Source organism: Nigerium sp., from assembly GCF_039811905.1.
Taxonomy (GTDB): domain Bacteria; phylum Actinomycetota; class Actinomycetes; order Propionibacteriales; family Propionibacteriaceae; genus Propioniciclava.
Map to the genome: position 1 here is coordinate 1 of NZ_JBDHZL010000050.1, position 18,380 is coordinate 18,380.

Annotated in this window: 15 protein-coding genes; 11 read left to right on the forward strand and 4 right to left on the reverse strand. The window is 73.4% G+C overall.

All coding sequences use genetic code 11. The features are described from left to right. Positions 1-554: TetR/AcrR family transcriptional regulator (locus WMJ97_RS09500; protein ID WP_347348745.1), on the reverse strand; the 554-nt coding region annotated here is incomplete at its 3' end. A gap of 244 nt (positions 555-798) precedes the next feature. Here WMJ97_RS09500 and WMJ97_RS09505 point away from each other — a divergent pair. Together WMJ97_RS09505 and argJ are read left to right on the forward strand one after the other, a co-directional pair. After that, a complete protein-coding gene (locus WMJ97_RS09505) occupies positions 799-1,590 on the forward strand; it encodes a hypothetical protein (protein WP_347348746.1) in 792 nt (263 codons plus the stop codon). 67 nt (positions 1,591-1,657) lie between these two features. Then, on the forward strand, positions 1,658-2,806 hold the full coding sequence (gene argJ / locus WMJ97_RS09510) for a bifunctional glutamate N-acetyltransferase/amino-acid acetyltransferase ArgJ (protein ID WP_347348747.1): 1,149 nt from the start codon (positions 1,658-1,660) through the stop codon (positions 2,804-2,806). A gap of 330 nt (positions 2,807-3,136) precedes the next feature. On the opposite strand, the gene WMJ97_RS09515 is transcribed toward argJ, so the two are convergent. Further along, positions 3,137-3,661, reverse strand: a complete 525-nt coding sequence (locus WMJ97_RS09515) for an ACT domain-containing protein (RefSeq protein WP_347348748.1) — start codon at positions 3,659-3,661, stop codon at positions 3,137-3,139. Positions 3,662-3,852: 191 nt separating this feature from the next. On the opposite strand from WMJ97_RS09515, the gene WMJ97_RS09520 reads away from it, so the two are divergent. Together WMJ97_RS09520 and WMJ97_RS09525 are read left to right on the forward strand one after the other, a co-directional pair. Next, positions 3,853-6,408, forward strand: coding sequence for an MFS transporter (locus WMJ97_RS09520; protein WP_347348749.1), 2,556 nt, complete (start codon positions 3,853-3,855; stop codon positions 6,406-6,408). A 58-nt stretch (positions 6,409-6,466) separates the two neighbouring features. Further along, a complete protein-coding gene (locus WMJ97_RS09525) occupies positions 6,467-7,546 on the forward strand; it encodes an AbrB family transcriptional regulator (protein ID WP_347348750.1) in 1,080 nt (359 codons plus the stop codon). Positions 7,547-7,697: 151 nt separating this feature from the next. Here the strand turns inward: WMJ97_RS09525 and WMJ97_RS09530 are convergent, their stop codons facing one another. Further along, positions 7,698-8,597: an alpha/beta hydrolase gene (locus tag WMJ97_RS09530; protein WP_347348751.1), complete on the reverse strand. Its 900-nt coding sequence runs from the start codon at positions 8,595-8,597 to the stop codon at positions 7,698-7,700. A gap of 101 nt (positions 8,598-8,698) precedes the next feature. Between WMJ97_RS09530 and WMJ97_RS09535 the strand changes: the two genes are divergently transcribed. Together WMJ97_RS09535 and WMJ97_RS09540 are read left to right on the forward strand one after the other, a co-directional pair. Next, positions 8,699-9,241, forward strand: a complete 543-nt coding sequence (locus WMJ97_RS09535; RefSeq protein WP_347348752.1) for an RNA polymerase sigma factor — start codon at positions 8,699-8,701, stop codon at positions 9,239-9,241. A 2-nt stretch (positions 9,242-9,243) separates the two neighbouring features. Next, a complete protein-coding gene (locus WMJ97_RS09540; protein ID WP_347348753.1) occupies positions 9,244-10,356 on the forward strand; it encodes a hypothetical protein in 1,113 nt (370 codons plus the stop codon). Between the two features lie 16 nt (positions 10,357-10,372). On the opposite strand, the gene WMJ97_RS09545 is transcribed toward WMJ97_RS09540, so the two are convergent. Further along, complete coding sequence (locus WMJ97_RS09545) at positions 10,373-11,146, reverse strand: SDR family oxidoreductase (RefSeq protein WP_347348754.1); 774 nt, start codon at positions 11,144-11,146, stop codon at positions 10,373-10,375. 874 nt (positions 11,147-12,020) lie between these two features. Here WMJ97_RS09545 and WMJ97_RS09550 point away from each other — a divergent pair. The 5 genes from WMJ97_RS09550 to ligD form a co-directional block, all read left to right on the forward strand. Then, entirely contained in the window at positions 12,021-12,767 is a 747-nt protein-coding gene (locus tag WMJ97_RS09550) for an ATP-binding cassette domain-containing protein (protein WP_347348755.1), read from the forward strand. A 1-nt stretch (position 12,768) separates the two neighbouring features. Then, a complete protein-coding gene (locus WMJ97_RS09555) occupies positions 12,769-15,234 on the forward strand; it encodes a YhgE/Pip domain-containing protein (RefSeq protein WP_347348756.1) in 2,466 nt (821 codons plus the stop codon). Further along, positions 15,231-15,851: a helix-turn-helix domain-containing protein gene (locus WMJ97_RS09560; protein WP_347348757.1), complete on the forward strand. Its 621-nt coding sequence runs from the start codon at positions 15,231-15,233 to the stop codon at positions 15,849-15,851. Before WMJ97_RS09555 ends, WMJ97_RS09560 begins: the two co-directional genes overlap by 4 nt. A 123-nt stretch (positions 15,852-15,974) precedes the next feature. Continuing rightward, positions 15,975-17,312, forward strand: coding sequence for an MFS transporter (locus tag WMJ97_RS09565; protein ID WP_347348758.1), 1,338 nt, complete (start codon positions 15,975-15,977; stop codon positions 17,310-17,312). A 2-nt stretch (positions 17,313-17,314) separates the two neighbouring features. Next, on the forward strand, positions 17,315-18,380 hold a 1,066-nt coding region (gene ligD, locus WMJ97_RS09570), incomplete at its 3' end, for a non-homologous end-joining DNA ligase (RefSeq protein ID WP_347348759.1).

An 18,380-nucleotide genomic window follows, 5' to 3' on the forward strand; every position in this document is an offset into this window, starting at 1 on the left:
TACTCCCCGGCCGACCCGAGCACGGACGCGGCGGCGTCGAACGCGTCGCCCAGCATGGCGGAGGTGGCGTCCGGGCGGGCGATCGTCATCTGCAGCAGCGCGAGCGCCAGGGCGGCGGCGGTCTCGCAGAGGGCCGCGTCGCCGCCGTAGTCGCCCCGGTCCGCCAGGACGCCGGCCAAACGCAGCCGCACCGGCCGGGTCATGCGCAGGGCGTCCGCCCGGATGTCGGGGTTCCGCTGCAGCACCGTGAGCGCCTTGGCCCGCGGCGAGCCCGGCTCGACGGCCTCGAGGACGCCGACGAAGGCGTCCCGCAGCACCCGCCACGGCGGACCCGCAGACAGCCGCACCGCTCCGAGCAGGTCCTCGAGGCTGCCGTCGAGCTGGTCGAGCACGATGTCTTCGATGCGGCCGACGAGCCGATATAGCGTCGGCCGGGAGATCCCCGCCGCGGTCGCGAGCTGCTGACCCGTGACGGCCGCGAAGCCGCGGTCGAGAAAAAGGTCGAGGGCCACCGCGTCCACGTCTTCGCGGGTGACCGTCCTCGGTCGAGCCATGCGCTCCTCCGTCCGTCAGTTCTGATTCATTGTCTCACGGCCCCGGTGCGCGTCAGCCCCTACTCCGGACGCCCACTGTCGCGCGGTTCCCTGGCTCGCGCAGCGCCCGTTCACCAGGGGTTTCTCCGCAGGGCGCGGGACCTGCTGGCTTTTAGCGACAGTTGTCGCGCGACCTGCGCCGCCGGCGTCCTACGGTCGGGACGCCAGGCCCGGACGAGCGGGACCCCGAAGCACGGAGGATGCCATGACCACCCAGCGAACCCGACCACGACGGATCGCCGCCCTCCTGACCGGCGGGCTGCTCCTGTCGGCGTGCGCGCAGGTGCCGGGGCTGCCGGCTCCGGTGGCGGCTCCCGAACCGGTGACGACCGTCGTCGTCACCGAGACGGCCGCGCCCGGCGCGGCCCCCGGTGCCAGCACCGTGACCATCACCGAGGGCGGGACGACGCGGGCGTCCGGAGGGTCGGGGTCCGGATCGTCCGGGTCGTCCGGCTCCACGGGTTCGGGCTCCACGGGCTCCACGTCCAGCGGCTCCGGGTCGTCGGGCACGACGACCGCGACGCCGGCGGCGTCCGGCATCGTGCTGCAGAAGAAGTCCGTCGGCAACCACCGCTTCGGGGAGCACTACAAGGCCATCGAGGACGACCTGCGCGCCAAGCTCGGCAAACCCACCAAGGTGTTCGAAGACGAGGGCTGCCCCATGGACCCGCGCTGGGCCCGGCACCTCGTCTGGAAGGGGCTGTCGGTCGGGTTCGAGTCTCAGCAGGCGACGAAGACCAGCAAGATGTACCTCTACGGGTGGTTCGTGACGCCGAGCAAGGGCCTGCCGGCGGGGGTGTCGCTGGCCAGCGGTCTCCCCCTCCGGACGACGTACCAGAAGCTCCGGAAGCGGTACCCGAACATCAGCATGGAGACCATGTTCGAGAACTCAGGCGACTACAGCGACCTCGGCAACGGCGTCTACTACTTCTGGAACGACTCGTCGGGATCGCGAACCGACGAGATCATGGCCGCCCCGCTGCGCGGGTGCGAATGAGCCGCCACCGAGGCACCCCGCCTGTGCAAGAGTGACTCCAACATCACGCCTCAACGATGGAGCCATCATGACCCTCGCGCCCCAGGGATTCGTCGGCCTGACCGCCTGCGTCGGCCTCAAGCAGGACGCCACCGACTTCATGCTGCTGGCCTCGGCCGAGCCCGGCACGACGGCCGCCGCCGTCTACACGCAGTCCCTGTTCGCCGGGCCGAGCGTGCTGCTGAACCGCTCCGAGGACGCCTCCCGCTTCCGCGGCGTCGTCACGCTGTCGAAGAACGCGAACGTCGCGACGGGCGAGCAGGGACTCGCGAACGCGCGCGAGGTGCGCGAGCGGGCGGCGAAGCTTGTCGGCTGCGCTCCCGAAGAGCTGCTGATCGCGTCGACGGGCGTGATCGGCGTCCAGTACCCGATGGAGACGCTGCGCGCCGGCATGGACGCCCTCCCCGCGCCCGGGCCGGCCGACTTCGAGGCGTCCGCGACCGCGATCCGGACGACGGACACGATCTCGAAGTTCCAGGTGCGCCAGGTCGGGGACGCCGTGATCGTCGGCATCGCCAAGGGCGTCGGCATGATCGAGCCGAACATGGCGACGATGCTGTCGTACTTCTTCACGGACGCCGCCGTCCCGGCCGCGGAGTTGGACGCCATGTTCCGCCGCATCGTCGCGAAGACGTACAACGCGGTGAGCGTCGACGGGGACACCTCGACCAGCGACACCGCCTGCGTGATCGCGAACGGGCTGGCCGGCGAGGTGGACCTCGCTGAGTTCGAGGCCGCATTCTTCGACGCCGCGCTCGCCCTGACGAAGATGATCGCCGCCGACGGCGAGGGCGCGACGAAGCTCATCGAGGTGGACGTCACGGGCGCGCGCGACGAGTCCCAGGCCCGGATCATCGCGAAGTCGATCGTGAACTCCCCGCTGGTGAAGACCGCCGTGTACGGCACCGACCCCAACTGGGGCCGCGTCGCGATGGCGATCGGCAAGTGCGAGGACCAGACCGACATCAAGCCCAGGAACGTCACCATCAAGTTCGGCGACAACGAGCTGTACCCGCGCGCGGTGAACCCCGAGCGGCTCGACGCGCTGCGCGAGTACCTCGAGGGCGACGAGGTCGTGATCGCCGTCGACCTCGGTGTCGCCGACGGCACGTTCACCGCCTACGGATGTGACCTCACCGAGGAGTACATCCACATCAACGCCGACTACACGACGTAGGGTTCGTCGCTCCGCGCGACGGGTGGGCGTCCGGGTGTGCGGGCGGGAACGCTGCAGGCATTTGCGAAACGCTGCAGGTCTTTCGCAAACGCTGCAGGCGTTCTCGAAACGCCGGGCTTAAGCCGGAACGCTGCCTTACGTAAGGCAGCGTTCTCGCCGGAGCCAAGCGTTGTGGAAACGCTGCAGGCGTTTCGCGGATTACTGCAGGCGTTGTGGAAACGCTGCAGGCGTTCCGCGGATTACTGCAGGCGTTCCGCAAACGCTGCAAGCGTTTCCGTGCACGCGCCGGCTACGCGGACGCCCCCACTCCGGCATCCCTGCGCCGGACCCCTACTCGGACGCCGACAGCTCCACGTCGACCATCAGCTCGCCCGCCAGCGCTTCGAGCGCGCGCTGCAGCTCGTCGACGGCCGCGTCGTCGGGGGCGCGCAGGACGGCGTCCGCCTCGAAGAGCAGTCCTCCCGCCATGGGCGCCTCCAGCGTCGACGTCGACAGCTCGTCGATCGTGATGCCCCGCTCCGCGACCGCGCGGGACACCTGCTGCACGATGCCCGGCTGATCGTGCCCGAGCACGTGCAGCCGGAACTCCCGCCCGGCGACCGGGCTCGCGGCGTCCTCCGCGGACGTCACCGTCACGACCAGCCCCTCGCTGTCCGCGAGGGCGCGGGCGGCGTCCTCGAACGCGGGGACCGCCGCGTCCGGCACCTCGACGAGCGCGATCCCCGCGAACTTGCCCGCGAGCCGCGCCAACTGGCTCTCGAGCCAGTTGCCGCCCCGCTCGGCCACGGCGTCCGAGAGGGCCGAGACCAACCCCGCGCGATCATCACCGATCGCGGTCAGCACGAGTTTCGCCATGCGCGCAGCCTAAGCCATCGCCCCGGCTCCGGGACGCCCGACCCCGGGACGCCCGGCTTCGGGACGCCCCACCCCGGGACGCCCGGCTCCGGGACGCCGGAGTCCGCGGCCCGACGTCCCGGCCCAGCCGATTCATGCAAAAACTCTCACGTGACATTCCCTGCCGTTAAGGGTCCGCTTATGCTCCGGGCGTGAGCGAGACCCTCCCCGAGACCCGGCGTTCGGGACGCCTCCGGCGCCCCTCCGAGCCGGCGATCGCGCTCTGCCTGCTCAGCGTGGGTTTGGGGGCGGCCGCGTTCGGGACAGTCACCCCTGCCCGCGGCATCGTGCAGCGCGAGTTCGGCGTGGACGACCAACTCGGGGTCTGGATCATCACGCTCTTCGCGCTCGCCTACGCGGCGGGCGTCCCCTCGCTCGGACGCTTCGCCGACCGCCACGGCCGCAGCCGCGTCCTGCTCGCGTGCCTGGGCACGTTCGCGGCGGCGAGCCTGGTCTGCGGCCTCGCGCACCTCGCGGAGAGCTTCGCGCTGCTGGCCACCGCCCGCGCGGTGCAGGGTGCGGCTGCCGGCGGAATCCTGCCCATCGCGATCGCCGAGGTCGCCGCGCACTCCCCCCGCAGCCGGCGGCACCGGGCGCTCGGCCTGGTGGGGGCCGCCTTCGGCGCCGGCCTCATACTGGGCCCGGCGCTGGGATCGATCCCGCTGACGGCCGGGGCGTCCTGGGCCTGGGCCTGCTACGCGACGGCCGCGCTCGGGGCGGTCGCGCTGGGCGTCGCCGCCCGGACGCTGCCGCGCCGCGAACCACTCCCCCTGCCGCCGTTCGACGCCCGCGGGCTGTTCGTGCTCGTCGTGGGGGTACTCGCGCTGCTGACCGGCTTCCGGACGATCGACTACTTCGGGCGCGGCCTCCTCGGCGCGACGGTGTGGCCGTTCCTCCTGGTCGCGGCCGGGTGCGCCCTCGCGTTCGTGTGGGTCGAGCGGCGCGCGGAGCATCCGCTGATCGAGGTGACCGCCCTCGCGGACACCCGCGTCGCGCTCGCCCTCGGCGTCGGGCTGGCCGGAGGCGTCCTGGTCATGACGCTCGCGTTCGTCGCGCCCTTCGCCGAGAACGCCCTGCACCTCCCGGCCGGGACGGGCGGGTACGTCGCGCTGCTCTTCGGGACGGCCGCCGCGGCCGCCTACCACTACTCCGGACGCCTCGTGCGCCGGTTCGGCGCTTCCCCGGTTCTCGCGGCCGGGTTGGCGTGCTCGGGGGCGGGGGCGGCGTCCGGGCTGCTGTGGGCGCTTCCGCAGCCGGGGTGGGCGAGCGTCGCGGTCTCCCTCGCGCTGTGCGGCGCGGGGGCCGGCGTCGCGGTCGGGCCAGCGACCACCCGGCTGCTCCTCGACCAACGGACGCCCGCCGCCGACCACGTCGCGGGCGGCACCGCGCTCGCGCTCGCCCGTGCGCTCGGGGCGATCCTCGCACCGGCGATCACGGTCGGGTTCCTCGCCCAGTCGGGCTCCCAACTGCACCACCGCCTGACCGCCGAACTGCCGCGGACCATCGAGGCGTCCGCCCTGCCCCGAGCCACCGAGGTCAGCCAGCGGCTCGCCGCGCTCGGCGCCGACTACCGCGCCTCGCAAGAACTCAAGGGCGTCTCGTGGCCCGACCTCGACGACGGCCGGGTCATCCGGCTCGACAGTGGCGCGTCGGTGCCGGAGGGGGCGTCCGCGGAGCTGAAGACGGCCGACGTCACGACGATCGTGGAGCGCACCCAGCGGGCGACGCGGGTCCTGTTCGACGCCGAGCGGGCCGACCGGGTCGCCGAGGTGCAGGACGCCGTCGACGCCAGCCTCGCCGCCCTCGCCAAGGCCGACGAAAAACTGGCCCGGGACGAGGCCGAATCCGTCAAGGCGGTCGCGCAGGCGGCGTCCAACTACGACGAGATGGGCGGCACGCTCGCCCGGCTCAACCGCCAGGTCGCGCGGGCGGGACGCGCGGCGAACGCGGCGTCCGGGAGTCTGGCGAGCCTGCGGTCGGCGTCCGCGAGCGTCGACCGGCAGATCGCCGAACTCACCAGCGGGATGCCGGGCATCGACCGCAGCATCGACCAACTCACCGGCTCGCTGGCCAGCATGGACGCCGCCCTCGGACGCCAGCGCGCCGCCCTCGCCGCCCTCCAGGCGACCCCGCCGAGCCCCGCCCGCGACGCGCAGATCGCGCAGGTCAGCGCCACGATCGCCCACAACCAGGACGCTCGCAACAAAGCCGTAGCGCAACTGGCGTCCCTGCGGGCGAAGAAGGCGGGCGCGCCGGCGGCCCTGGCGTCCGCACGCGCGCAGAAGGCGAGCGCCGACGGCCAATTGGACGCCGCGACCGCCCGGGCGACCAAGGCGCGCGCCGAGCGCAACGCCCTGGTGAGCCAGCGCACCGACGTCGCGAACGAGCGGCAGGGCCTGCTCGACACACGCTCCGACAAGGAGGCGGCGCGCGACGCGATCCGGAAGTCGCGCGGGCTGGTCGGCGACGCGCGCACCGAGCTGGCGGCGCTGCGGGCCGGCGTCCCGACGGCGTACGACGCCGCGCTGACGACGTATCTCGGCGAGGTGGACCGGCGCGGCCCTGCCCTCGAGGGCGCCTACCAGGCGACCGTGAACGACGGCTTCCGCGGCATCTTCTGGGTGGACGCCGGCGCGAGCGCCCTCGGGCTCGCGCTGCTGGGCCTGCTGGCGTGGACCTGCCGGAGGCGGCGGGCCGGACGCGGCTGAGGCGACCGCGGTTTGGCCGAGCACCGAGTTTTACCGAGCACCGGGTTTAGCCTGGGGTATGACGTTGCCCGGCCGCCCCCCTTCGAAGGGGCGGACCGTAGCCGCCTGGGCCGTCGTCGTCGCGCTGTCGGTGCTTCTCACCTGGCTGTTGCGGCTCGCGCACATGCCCTCGCCCGAGATGTTCGGGTCGTTGTTCGGCACCATGATCTACGCGGTCTCCGGGCTCGGGCCGACCCTGCGGCTGCCCCGCTGGGGCAGCATCGGCGGGCAGGCGCTGCTCGGCGCGAGCATGGGCGTCCTGGTGCAGTTGGGCACCCTGCAGGCGCTCGGCGGGCACGCGCTGACGATCGCGGCGGTGAACCTCGGCACGCTGGTCGCGAGCCTGGCCGTGGGGGCGCTGTTCGCCCGGTGGGGCCACCTGGCGCCGGCCACCGGGACGTTCTCGATGATCGCCGGCGGGGCGTCCGGCATCGTGTCGGTCGCCCGCGAGCTCGGCGCCGACGAGCGCGTGACATCCGTCGTGCAGTACCTGCGGGTGCTGCTGATCCTGGTCGGCATGCCGGTGGTGGCCGCCGTCGTGTTCCGGCCGGGGCATGCGGGTGGCGCGGCGGCGTCCGCGAGCGCGCCGCTGGGCCCGTCCCTGCTCCTCACGGCGATCTCCCTGGGGGTGGGGCTGACGCTCGCCGGCTTCGTCAGGTTTCCGGCGAGCTCGCTGCTGATGCCGCTCGCCGTAGCGGGCGCCCTGTCGGTGAGCGGTGCGCTCGGGCCCGCGGGCGTCCCCGGGCCGCTGCTGTCGCTCGGCTACGCGCTCATCGGGATGCAGGTGGGGCTCCGGTTCACCCGCGCCAGCCTGCGCGAGGTCGGGCGCCTGCTGCCCCTCGCCGTCGTGCTCATCGTCGTGATCATCGCCGCGTGCGCCGGCATCGGCCTGGTGCTCTCGGCGGTGATCGGCGTCCCACCGCTGGACGCCTACCTCGCCACCACCCCCGGCGGCCTGTACGCCGTGCTCGCCACCGCCGCGGACTCCGGCGCGGACGTCACGTTCGTGCTCGCCGTCCAGGTGATCCGGTTGATCCTGATGCTCTTCTCCGCGCCCCTCATCGCCGCCTACTACCGTCGCCATCACGGCACCGCCTGAGGCGCGAGGCGTCCCCTGCGGGCCGGCTTCCCACGTCGGCGTCGAACGGCACCGCGAGTTTTTCCACCGGAAATGCTGGAGTTATCCACACCTGTGCATGCCGAGGCCCGCGCCCATCCGGGGCCGCCACACCTGAGGGCCCCGGAATCCCCTAGTCCGACCCGGTATTCGCCGGCGCGACCTCGTCCAGAAACCTCAGCGTCTCGGCGATGACCGCGTCGGGCTGGTCGTAGGTGACGATGTGGCCGGCGTCCGGAATGCTCACGAACCGCCCCCCGGACGCCTCCGCGGCAGCCTCGACGTCCCGCCCCCGCACGAGTTGATCCCGCTCGCCGCGCACCCACAGGCTCGGGCAGCGGAGGGCGTCCACCCAAGGAAGCAGGTGCAACCGCATCCGGAACGGCCCGTAGGCGTGAATCTGCCAGTCGTCCAGGATGCGCTCGCCGTGGGCGTCCTTCTGCGCCGCCTCGGCGGCGATGTCGCGCACGATCTCGTCGAAATCGGGCGTCGCGGCGCCCGCGACGAGATACCCCTCCATCTGCCGCCGCACCCGGCCCGGACGCCGCGCGTACCACGTTGTCATCCACCGCAGGAGCCCGGGCACACGCAGGAACGCCCACGTCACGAACTGCCACGGACGCCGCTCTTCCAGCCCGCCGGGCCCCAGGACGACCAGCGCCCGCACCCGCTCGGGAAAGTCGAGCGCGAACCCGATCGCCACGCCCCCGCCCAGCGACAGCCCCATCAGGACGCACCGGTCGACCTCGAGCTGATCCAGCAGTTCCTCCACGAAGAGCCGGCAGAAGGCGTCGTCGAGCACCCCGTCCCACGGGCGGCTGCCGCCGTGCCGCGGCCAGTCGACCGCGATCACCCGGTAGCCGGCCTGCCCGAGCGCGGGCGCGACCCGCCTCCACACCCCGCGCGCCGTGTCGAGGCCGGCGCCGTGCAGCAGCACGACCACGGGGCCGGTCGGCGGCCCGAACCGGTAGACGCGCACCGGGCCGCCGCCCAGGGCCAGATCGTCGACGTCGCCGAAGTCGGGCGTCATCATGCACCTCACTGTTCCCGCTGTGACCCGATCAATCTATCCGCCGGCGAGGCAACGCCCCTCGCCGGGCAAAACTGTCGGCGGCGCCTGTCATGATCGGCGCCATGCGGGCATTACCGGGTGTGAGCGCCTACTCCACCCCCGACGCCTTCGAGGCGATGTTCGAGGCCACGAGCGCCCGCGTGTACGCGTACGCGCGTCGTCACGCGAGCGCCGACGTGGCCCCCGACGTCGTCGGGGAGGTCTACCTCGTCGCGTGGGCGCGGCGGGCCGACCTCCCCAACGAGCCGTTGCCGTGGCTGCTGGTCACGGCGCGCAACGTCCTGCATCGCCATTGGCGGACGCGGTCGAAGCAGCAGCGGCTGGCCGCCGGGCTGGAGGGTGTCGCGGCGATGGCCGCGGCGTCCGACGCCAGTCCCGACGACCGGCTCGCCCTCGCGGACGCCTTCGCGCGCCTCTCCGAGGACGATCGCGAGACGCTGCTGCTCGTCGGTTGGGACGGGCTCACCCCCCAGCAGGCCGCCGAGGTTCTCGGCTGCACTGCGAACGCGTTCGCGGCCCGGCTCTCCCGGGCGCGGCGACGCTTGTCCACCCACCTCGGCGACCCCGCTCCCCTGCGGCTGGCCGCCCTGCCCACGGGAGATTGATCATGGCCGACCTCATCGCACGCACCAGGCCCACCGACGAGGGCCTCGCCCGCACCTGGACGCCCGAGGTGCGCCGGCGCATCCTCCGCGACGTGCTCGCGGACACTCCGTCCGGCGCACATCGCTGGCCCCACCGGCCGGACCGACCGGGCCGACCACGCCGCTCCCGGCGCGCCCGGCGCGCCTGGCCCCTGGCTGCCGCCGCTGCGGTCGTCGCGGCGTTGCTGCTGGCGATCCCGGTCGCGTTCCCGGGCTGGCTCGGGGGGGCGCCGGCGGCGTCCGCCCTCGACAACGCGGCCCGCGGCGCGGGCGCGCAGCCGCGGCTGGAATGGTCGGCGGGGCAGTTCTTGCGCGTGCGGTCCGTGGCGACGCAGAACGGCATGATGGGCCTCGACGAGCGGGGCCGCGCGCAGAACGGCTCCCTGCGGACGACCTACGACGACTTCTACGACCCCGACGGCTGGGTGTGGTCGGACCGGGTCGTCGATGGCCAGGTGCAGCGCTACATCTTCCCGCCGTCGTGGGGCTGGGCGCGTCCGGGGTACGCGGCGACGATGCCCACCGAGAAGCACGCCCTGGACGCCTTCCTGCGCGCCCGCGCCCTCGGCTCGACATCGCAGGACGAGGCGGTCTTCGTGGCCATCGGCGACATGCTCCGGCAGGAGGCGGCGCCGCCGCAGGTGCGCGCGGCGGCCATCGGCGTCCTCGGGCTGAACCCGAAGGTCACCGTGACGCAGACCGACGACCCGCGGGGGCGTCCGGCGCTGAAGGTCACGTTCGTCGACGAGGCCACGCGCCCCGGCATGCAGCAGTTCCTGTACCTGGCACCCGACACGGGCGTGCTGCTGGCGAGCGGCTCGGACGCGCCGGAGATGCGGTACCTGTCGGTCATCAGCGATCGGCAGGTCGTGAACGCCCTGCCCGCCGAGCTGGTGAAGGTGCTCGGCACCGAGCGCGTCGGCAAGGAGGTCACCGACGGCAAGACCACCCCGATCGACAGCGCGCGGGGGGCCGACCCGGTGCCGGTGCCCGAGCAGTCGTACACGACGCCGCCGCAGGCGTCCGGGGCGCCGGCCGTGCCGAGGCCCGGCACGACGGCCACGGCGTCCCGCTGAGGACGCGCCCCGGCGGCTACCGGACGAACCCGCCCTCCGTGTTCAGCACCTGCCCCGTGACCCAGCGGCCGTCGTCGCTGACAAGCCAGGCGATGAGCCGGGCGGGATCGTCCGGCTCGCCCCAGCGTCCGAACGGAAATCGGTCGGCGAGGGCGTGGCGCAGGTCGTCGGTGACGTACGACTCCGAGTCCACCGGGCCGGGGTTCACGCAGTTCACCGTGATGCCCCGGGGCGCGAGCTCGTGGGCGAGCGTGGCCGTCACGCCCGCCAGCGCCGCCTTGGACGCCGCGTAGCAGACCTCGCCCGGCATCGGCCCGAGTTGCTGCCCGGAGGTGAGGAAGACGATCCGGCCGCCGGGGCGTCCGTCGTGCTGGGACGCCAACGCGCGCGCCAGCAGCAGCGACGCCCGCGCGTTGACCGCCCAGTGGGCATCGAGCATGGCGGCCGTCGACTCCAGCAGCGTGCCGTCGCCGCCCGAGCGGGCGTGGTTGCAGATGAGGGCGTCCACGTGGCCGAACTGCTCGTTGGCCAGGTCGAACACGGACGCCGGGGCGTCGGCGTCCGCAAGGTCGGCCCCGAGGTGGGCGAGCCGGCGTCCGGGGAGGAGCTGCGCCCGGACGCCGTCCAGCACGGCGTCCACGTCGTCGGCGCCCCAGGGCTGCTCGGCGTCGTGGGCCGCGAAGTGCGTGAGGAGGAGGTCGAACCCCAAGCCGGCGAGCCGCGACGCGATCGCGTACCCGATCCCGCCGCGCCGCGAGACGCCCGTCACCACCGCCACCCGTCGCTCCATGCGGGGCATTCTGCCGGACGCCTGCGCACGGGGTGAGCGGACGCGCGCCCGATTCAGTCGGTGGTCTCCTGGACGATCCGGATGGCCTTCCACTGCCCGAAGCCCGTTTCTACCTGACGTTCTCCACACTCCGCGGTGGAGAACGTCACACAGCCCGGACGCCCCGCGCCCGGGTCTGTGGGCCGACGTCCCATGGGTTCCCGGCCCGGGACCATTCCGCTGCCGAGCGTGAGCCGGAAACCGCGCGGATTCTCGGGACGGCCTCTCAGCCCGGACGCCGCCGCGGGGCGGGCGTCCCCCATGCCGGACGCCGCCGGTCTGGAGCGCCGCCCCTCCGGAACGCCTGCAGCGTTTCGGCAACGCCTGCAGTAGACCGCGCAATGCCTGCAGCGTTTCGACCACGCCTGCCTCCGGTGACAACGCTGCCGTACGTAAGGCAGCGTTCTCGCGCAAGCCGGGCGTTGCGAAAACGCCTGCAGCGTTCTCGAAACGCTGCAGGCGTTTCTCGTCCACCTGGACGCCCCGGCCGAGGCCGCGGGCGCGGCCGCAGGGCGGGCACCGGACGCAGTTGGCCACCCCGACGCCCCCGGTCCGCCCACCCGCGCGCGAGACCGTGCGAGACGAGAGGCGTCCTCCGTCTCGGCGGCCCAGCGGCCGGAGCCCAGCAGCAGGAACCCGGCAGCAGGAACCCAGCGGCAGGAACGCCCCATGTCAGGGGGTGTGTGACGAAGTCCACCTCCCAGGGTGGAGAACGTCAGGTAGAAACGCCCACGGGGACAGACGCCCCCCAAGAAACCCCCACGGAGAGCGGCAACAAACGAGCAACAACCCGGCCAACTTGTTTTTAGACTGACCAGTCAGTTTGAATAGTTACGTGCCAGATGAAACCGACGAAACGCTCGTCATCCCGCCGCCCGCGGTCCAGGCGCGCGGGCTCACCCTCGAGGGTCCGCGGGGCCGCGTCTACGGGCCGCTCGACCTCGACGTCCCCCAGGGCTGGCTCGTCGCCCTCGTCGGCGCCCAAGGCACCGGACGCACCGCCGCCCTGCTCACCATCGCCGGACGCATGGGCTACTCGTCCGGCGAGCTGCGCGTCCTCGATCACGACCTCCCCCGCGGACGCCGCGCCGTCCAGTCCCACTGCGCGATCGCCGGGTTCGACCAGGTGGACGTCCTCGACGAGGGCCTCACCCTCGGCGAGCTGGCGAAAGAGCGCGCCGGGCTGTCCGTCCCGCTGTGGCGGCGTCCCATGGGCCTGCGGGACGACCGGATGCTCGCCCTCGCCCGCCTCGTCTTCGCGCCCGCCTCCCCGCCCGACTGGGAGACGCGCATCTTCGAGCTCACGCAGCTCCAACTGCTCCAGGCCCGCCTCCTGCTGGCCCTCATCGGCGACCCGCGCCTGCTGGTCGTCGACGACGTCGACACGGTCCGCGACCCCGACGAGCAGCGCCGCGCCTGGCAAACGCTCCAGCGCATCTGCGGCACCGGCGTGACGGTCGTCGCGTCGGCGACGGCCACGACGGCGATCCCCGGCGACATCAGCGTCGCCCACCTGAACATCAGCCTCCGTTCCCACCTCCACCCTCGCCCGGCAACGCCGGACCCGACCACCGAGGAGTGACATGCGCTTCCTGCGCTTCGGCACCGAACTGCGCCGCTTCGGACGCAACCGCATGACCCGGGCGGCGATCGTCGTCGCCTGCCTGATCCCGCTGCTCTACGGCGCCCTCTACCTGTGGGCGTTCTGGAACCCCACCGACCACCTCGACCAGCTCCCCGTCGCGATCGTGAACGCCGACACGGGCGCGAAAACCTCCGACGGCAAGGCCATCCACGCCGGCGACCAGATCACCGACAACCTCGTCGACAGCCACAAGCTCGGCTGGACGCAGACCTCCGCCACGGACGCCGCCCAGGGCCTCGACGCGGGCCGGTACTACGCCGTCCTGACGATCCCGGCCCACTTCTCCGAGGCGGTGGCCACCGCCGGCACGAACGACCCCGTCCGCGCGCCGCTCCAGGTCACCTACGACGACGCGAACGGCTATACCGCCCGGACGATCCTCTCCTCGGTGTTCCGCGAGGTCCGCGCGTCGGTCAGCGCGACCCTCGGCGAGAACATGGTCGACAAGCTGCTGGTCGGCTACGGCGACATCCACGCCGGGGTGCTGAAGGCGTCCAACGGGGCGAACGACCTGGCCGGCGGGGCGACCAAGGCGCACGACGGCGCGGGCAAGCTCGCCTCGGGCGCCGGACAGCTCGCGGCCGGCGCCGACAAGCTCTCCGCTGGCATCGGCGACGCGCACACGGGTGCGCAGACCCTGGCGTCCGGCGCGGGGCAGTTGCAGGCCGGCGCGACGAAGCTCAGCGACGGCGCGAACCAGCTCGCCGCCGGGGCCGACAAGCTCGCCACGGGCCTGCCCGCGGCCCAGGACGCCTCCCGGCGCCTCGCGGACGGCTCGGCCCAGTTGGCGTCCGGGGCGAACCAGGCGGCGTCCTCGTCGACGACGCTCGCGTCGGGCGCCCGCCAGGTCGCCGACGGCGCCGGCAAGCTCGCCGACGGCATCGCGGCGGCTCCCGCCGCCGCGCAGAAGCTCGCCGCCGGCGCCGATCAGGTGGCCGACGCGCTCGGCACGGTGGACGCGACCGTCCAGCGGCTCACCGCTCCGGCCGAGGCCCTGGCCTCCCAGGCCGGCAAGGTCACGAGCGTCGCGCAGCAGGCGTCCTCGGACGCCGACGACCTCGCGTCGGCGCTGGCCTCCGCCGCGAAGACGAACCCCGAGCTGCAGCCCTACGCCGACAAGGCGGCGCGCGTGGCGTCCCGGACCGACCAGGTCTCGGCGGTCGCGTCGAGGCTCGACTCCGCCAAGCTCTCGTCGGCGGTCACCCAGGCGTCCGGGCGCGTCCACCAGCTCGCGACCGGCGCCCGCCAGGTCGCCGACGGCAACCGGCAGCTCGCCGACAAGCTCACGGCGGCCGTCCCGGCCACGCGGCAGTTGGCCGCGGGCGCGGGCAAGGTGGCCGACGGCGCCGACCAGCTGTCCGCGGGCATCGGACGCCTCTCGGGTGCGGCCACGCAGATCTCCGACGGCAACGCGAAACTCGCCGACGGCCTCACGGACGCCGTAACCGGCAGCCGCCAGCTCGGCTCCGGCGCCCGGACGCTCGCCCAGGGCAACCAGACGCTCGCCGGCAAGCTCGGCGAGGCCGCCAGCGGTGCGAGCCGCCTGGCCGACGGGCTGCAGACCGCGCAGACGGGCGCGGCGTCCCTCGCGACGAACACGCACAAGCTCGCCGACGGCGCGACGTCGCTGAACTCGGGCCTCTCCTCGCTCGATTCGGGCGCCCACCAGCTCGCGAAGGGGCTCAAGGACGCCGTCGGCTCGATCCCCACCTGGTCGGCCGACGACCAGAAGGCGAACGCGGACATGATGTCCAACCCGGTGTCGCTCGACTCGCAGTTCGTCCACGAGGCCTCCGGCAACGGCGAGGGCTTCGCGCCCTACTTCATCGGGCTGGCCCTCTACGTCGGCGCGATGATCATGTGGATGCTGCTGCGACCCCTGTCGCAGCGCTCCCTCGCGGCGCCCGTCTCGGCCACCCGCGTCGTGCTGTCGAACCTGCTGCCGGCGGCCGTGCTGGGCGGAGTCCAGGTGGGGCTGCTGCTGTCCACGCTCGTGCTGGGGCTCGGCCTGACGCCGACCCACCCGATCGCGATGTTCGCCTTCGGCATGCTCGTCTCGCTCGGCTTCGTCGCGCTGCAGCAGACGCTGAACGTGTGGCTGGGCACCTCGGTCGGACGCCTCGCCACCCTCGTGCTGTTGATGCTGCAGCTCACCTCGGCGGGCGGCACCTATCCGGCCGCGACCTCACCGGAGTTCTTCCAGGTGCTGCACCGCTTCCTGCCCATGACACAGGTCGTCAACGGCCTGCGCGAAGCCATCACCGGCGATCTCAACCCCCTGTTCGCCGGGGCGGTCAGCTACTTTGTCGTCATGATCGTCGCGTCGCTGCTGCTGTCGGCATGGGGCGCGGCCCGCGCCCGCGTCTGGACGATGACGCGCCTCCACCCGGCGGTGTCCCTGTGACCGGCCACGCGGACGGACGCCACGCGCGCCGGGAGGCCACGCAGCGCCTCATCCTGGACGCCGCCGCAGGGCTGTTCGCCGACCAGGGCTACACGGGCACCTCGGTCGACCAGATCGCGGACGCCGCCGGCGTGAGCAAGGGCGCGATCTTCTACAACTTCGACTCCAAGGCCGGCGTGTTCGCCGAGCTGATCCACCGCTCCAGCGCCGCCTTCGGCGGACGCCTGGAGCAGGCCCGCGAGGGACGCCGCGGCTGGCCGGCGCTGGAGGCCGTCACGCTCGAGATCCTCCGCGACGTCGACAGCCACCCGGCCTTCGTGCAGATCCTCCAAAGCGAACTGTTCCGCACCGGTCGCCCGTGGGCCGACGTCATCGGGGACGCCCGCGCGCGCTTCCTCGGCCCCATCATCGAGGTGCTCCGCGAGGTGGCCGACGAGCGGGTCACGGCGGGCCTCACCCGCGAGCTCCCCCCGCGCTCGGTCACCGACAGCGTCGCGGCGTCCCTGCTGGGCGCGCTGGCGGTCGCGGCGCTCGACCGGCGCGTCCACGCGGCCGAGCGCACGGTGGAGGACGTCCACGCCGGCCTCCTCCAGGCGATCTCCGGGCTGCGCGCCTGAGCGGGCCCCAGGCGCCCACCGCGCCCGCGGGCATCTGGCCGCCCGCGGCGTCCGCCCCCTAGATTGGGGCACTGAGATGAGGTCGCAATTACTAGCCGACGGCTTGCCCAGCGAGGAGGAGCCATGTCCGTGGTCACCGGGGGCCTCACGCGAGGCGAGCGCCTCGACCGCCTCCCGTTCACGCGGCGACACGGGACGTTGCTGACGGGTTCCGGCGTCGGCTGGGCGCTGGACGCCATGGACGTCGGCCTCATCTCGTTCGTCATGACCGCCCTCGCCGCGCAGTGGCACCTGAACGACACCCAACTGAGCTGGATCGGCTCGATCGGGTTCGTCGGCATGGCCATCGGCGCCAGCGTGGGCGGGCTCCTCGCCGACCGCGTCGGCCGCCGGCAGGTCTTCGCGCTCACGCTGCTGGTCTACGGGCTGGCCACGGGGGCGTCCGCGCTGGTGGGCAGCGTCGCCGCGCTCATCGTGCTGCGGTTCGTCGTCGGGCTCGGCCTGGGGGCCGAGCTGCCGGTGGCGTCCACGCTGGTCAGCGAGTTCGCGCCGAAGTCGATCCGCGGGCGGGTCGTCGTGGCGCTGGAGGCGTTCTGGGCGGTCGGCTGGATTCTGGCGGCGCTCATCGGCTACTTCGTGATCCCGCTGCACGCCGAGGGGTGGCGCTGGGCGCTCGCGGTCGGCATCGTGCCGACCGCCTACGCGGCGTTCATCCGCTGGCGGCTGCCCGAGAGCGTCCGGTTCCTGGAGAAGCAGGGCCGCTTCGCGGAGGCCGAGGCGTCCGTCCGGGTGTTCGAGGACGCCGCCGGCGTCCCCCCGCAGCCCGCCGGTGACGCCGCGGCCGAGCAGCCGGCCGTCGCCGCGCCGCGCACGCGGGAGAGCATCTGGTCCCCGAGGTACCGGCTGCGGACGGCCGCGCTGTGGACCGTCTGGTTCTGCATCAACCTCTCCTACTACGGGGCGTTCATCTGGCTGCCGAGCCTGCTGTACCGCTCAGGGTTCCCGCTGGTGCGCAGCTTCGAGTACACGCTCATCATCACGCTGGCCCAGATCCCGGGCTACGCGGCCGCGGCCTGGCTGATCGAGGTGTGGGGACGCCGCGCCACGCTGGCCGTCTTCCTCACCGGCTCGGCGACGGCGGCGGCGTCCTTCGGGGCGTCCGACCAGGTGTGGACGATCATCGGCTCCGGCTGCGCGCTGTCGTTCTTCAACCTGGGCGCGTGGGGCGCCCTGTACGCGATCGGCCCCGAGCTGTACCCCACCGGCGTGCGCGGCACGGGCACCGGGGCGGCCGCCGCCTTCGGACGCATCGCGTCGATGCTCGCCCCCCTGTCGGTGCCGTTCCTGGCGCAGGCCGGCGGCAACCCGATGATCTTCGGCGTGTTCGCGGCCTCGTTCGGGGTCGCGGCGCTGGCGTCCCTCGCGCTGCCGGAGAAGCGGGCCCAGTCGCTCGAGGAGTAGCCGTGGCTCAGGCGTCCCAGCAGGTCGTGGTGGCCGGCCGGTCGGTCAAGGTCACCAACCTCGACAAGGTCATGTACCCGGCCACGGGCACGACCAAGGGCGACGTCATCGGCTACTACCAGGCCGTGGCCGGGTGGTTCGTCCCGCACGCGGCGGGACGTCCGTGCACACGGAAGCGGTTCGTCCACGGGGTCGGCACGCCGGACGCCCCCCAGCGCCCCTTCTTTCACAAGAACCTCCCGGACGCCGGCGTCCCCGCGTGGGTCGAGCGCCGGACCATCGAGCACCGGGGCGAGTCGGCGTCCTACCCGCTCGTCGACGACGCCGCGACGCTGGTCTGGCTGGCCCAGCTCGCCGCGCTCGAACTGCACGTGCCGCAGTGGCGGTTCGACGGCGACGGCGTCCCGCGGAACCCCGACCGGCTCGTGCTCGACCTCGACCCCGGCCCCGGCACGGGGCTCGACGAGTGCGTCGAGCTGGCGACGATGATCCGGGAGGTGCTCGACGGAGCGGGGCTCGTGTCGGTGCCGGTGACCTCCGGCAGCAAGGGGTTGCACGTCTACGCCGGGCTGGACGGCGACCTGACGTGCGAGGCGGCGTCCCAGCTCGCGCACGAGTTGGCCCGCTCGCTGGAGGCGCTGCGCCCCGACCTCGTCGTCAGCGACCAGAAGAAGGAGTTGCGCGAGGGCAAGATCCTGCTCGACTGGAGCCAGAACAACGGCGCGAAGACCACCATCGCCCCCTACTCGCTGCGCGGCACGCCCCGGCCCATGGTCGCCGCCCCGCGCACCTGGGACGAGATCCGCCCCGGCCTGGCCCACCTGGACTTTCATGAGGTGCTCCACCGCCTCGAGGTGCTCGGCGACCCCCTCGCCGTGCTGCTGCCCGAGCCGGACGCCTCCGCCGACCGCCCGGCGACCGTCCCCAGCCAGCGCTCCGCCACCCGGACGCCGTCGCCGGTGCGCGCGCCCGCGCAGGAGGCGGAGCCGGTGCAGGAGGCGGAGCCGGTGCAGGAGGTGGAGCCGGTGCAGGAGGCGCCGCGACCCGCCCTGGACGCGCCGCCGGTCC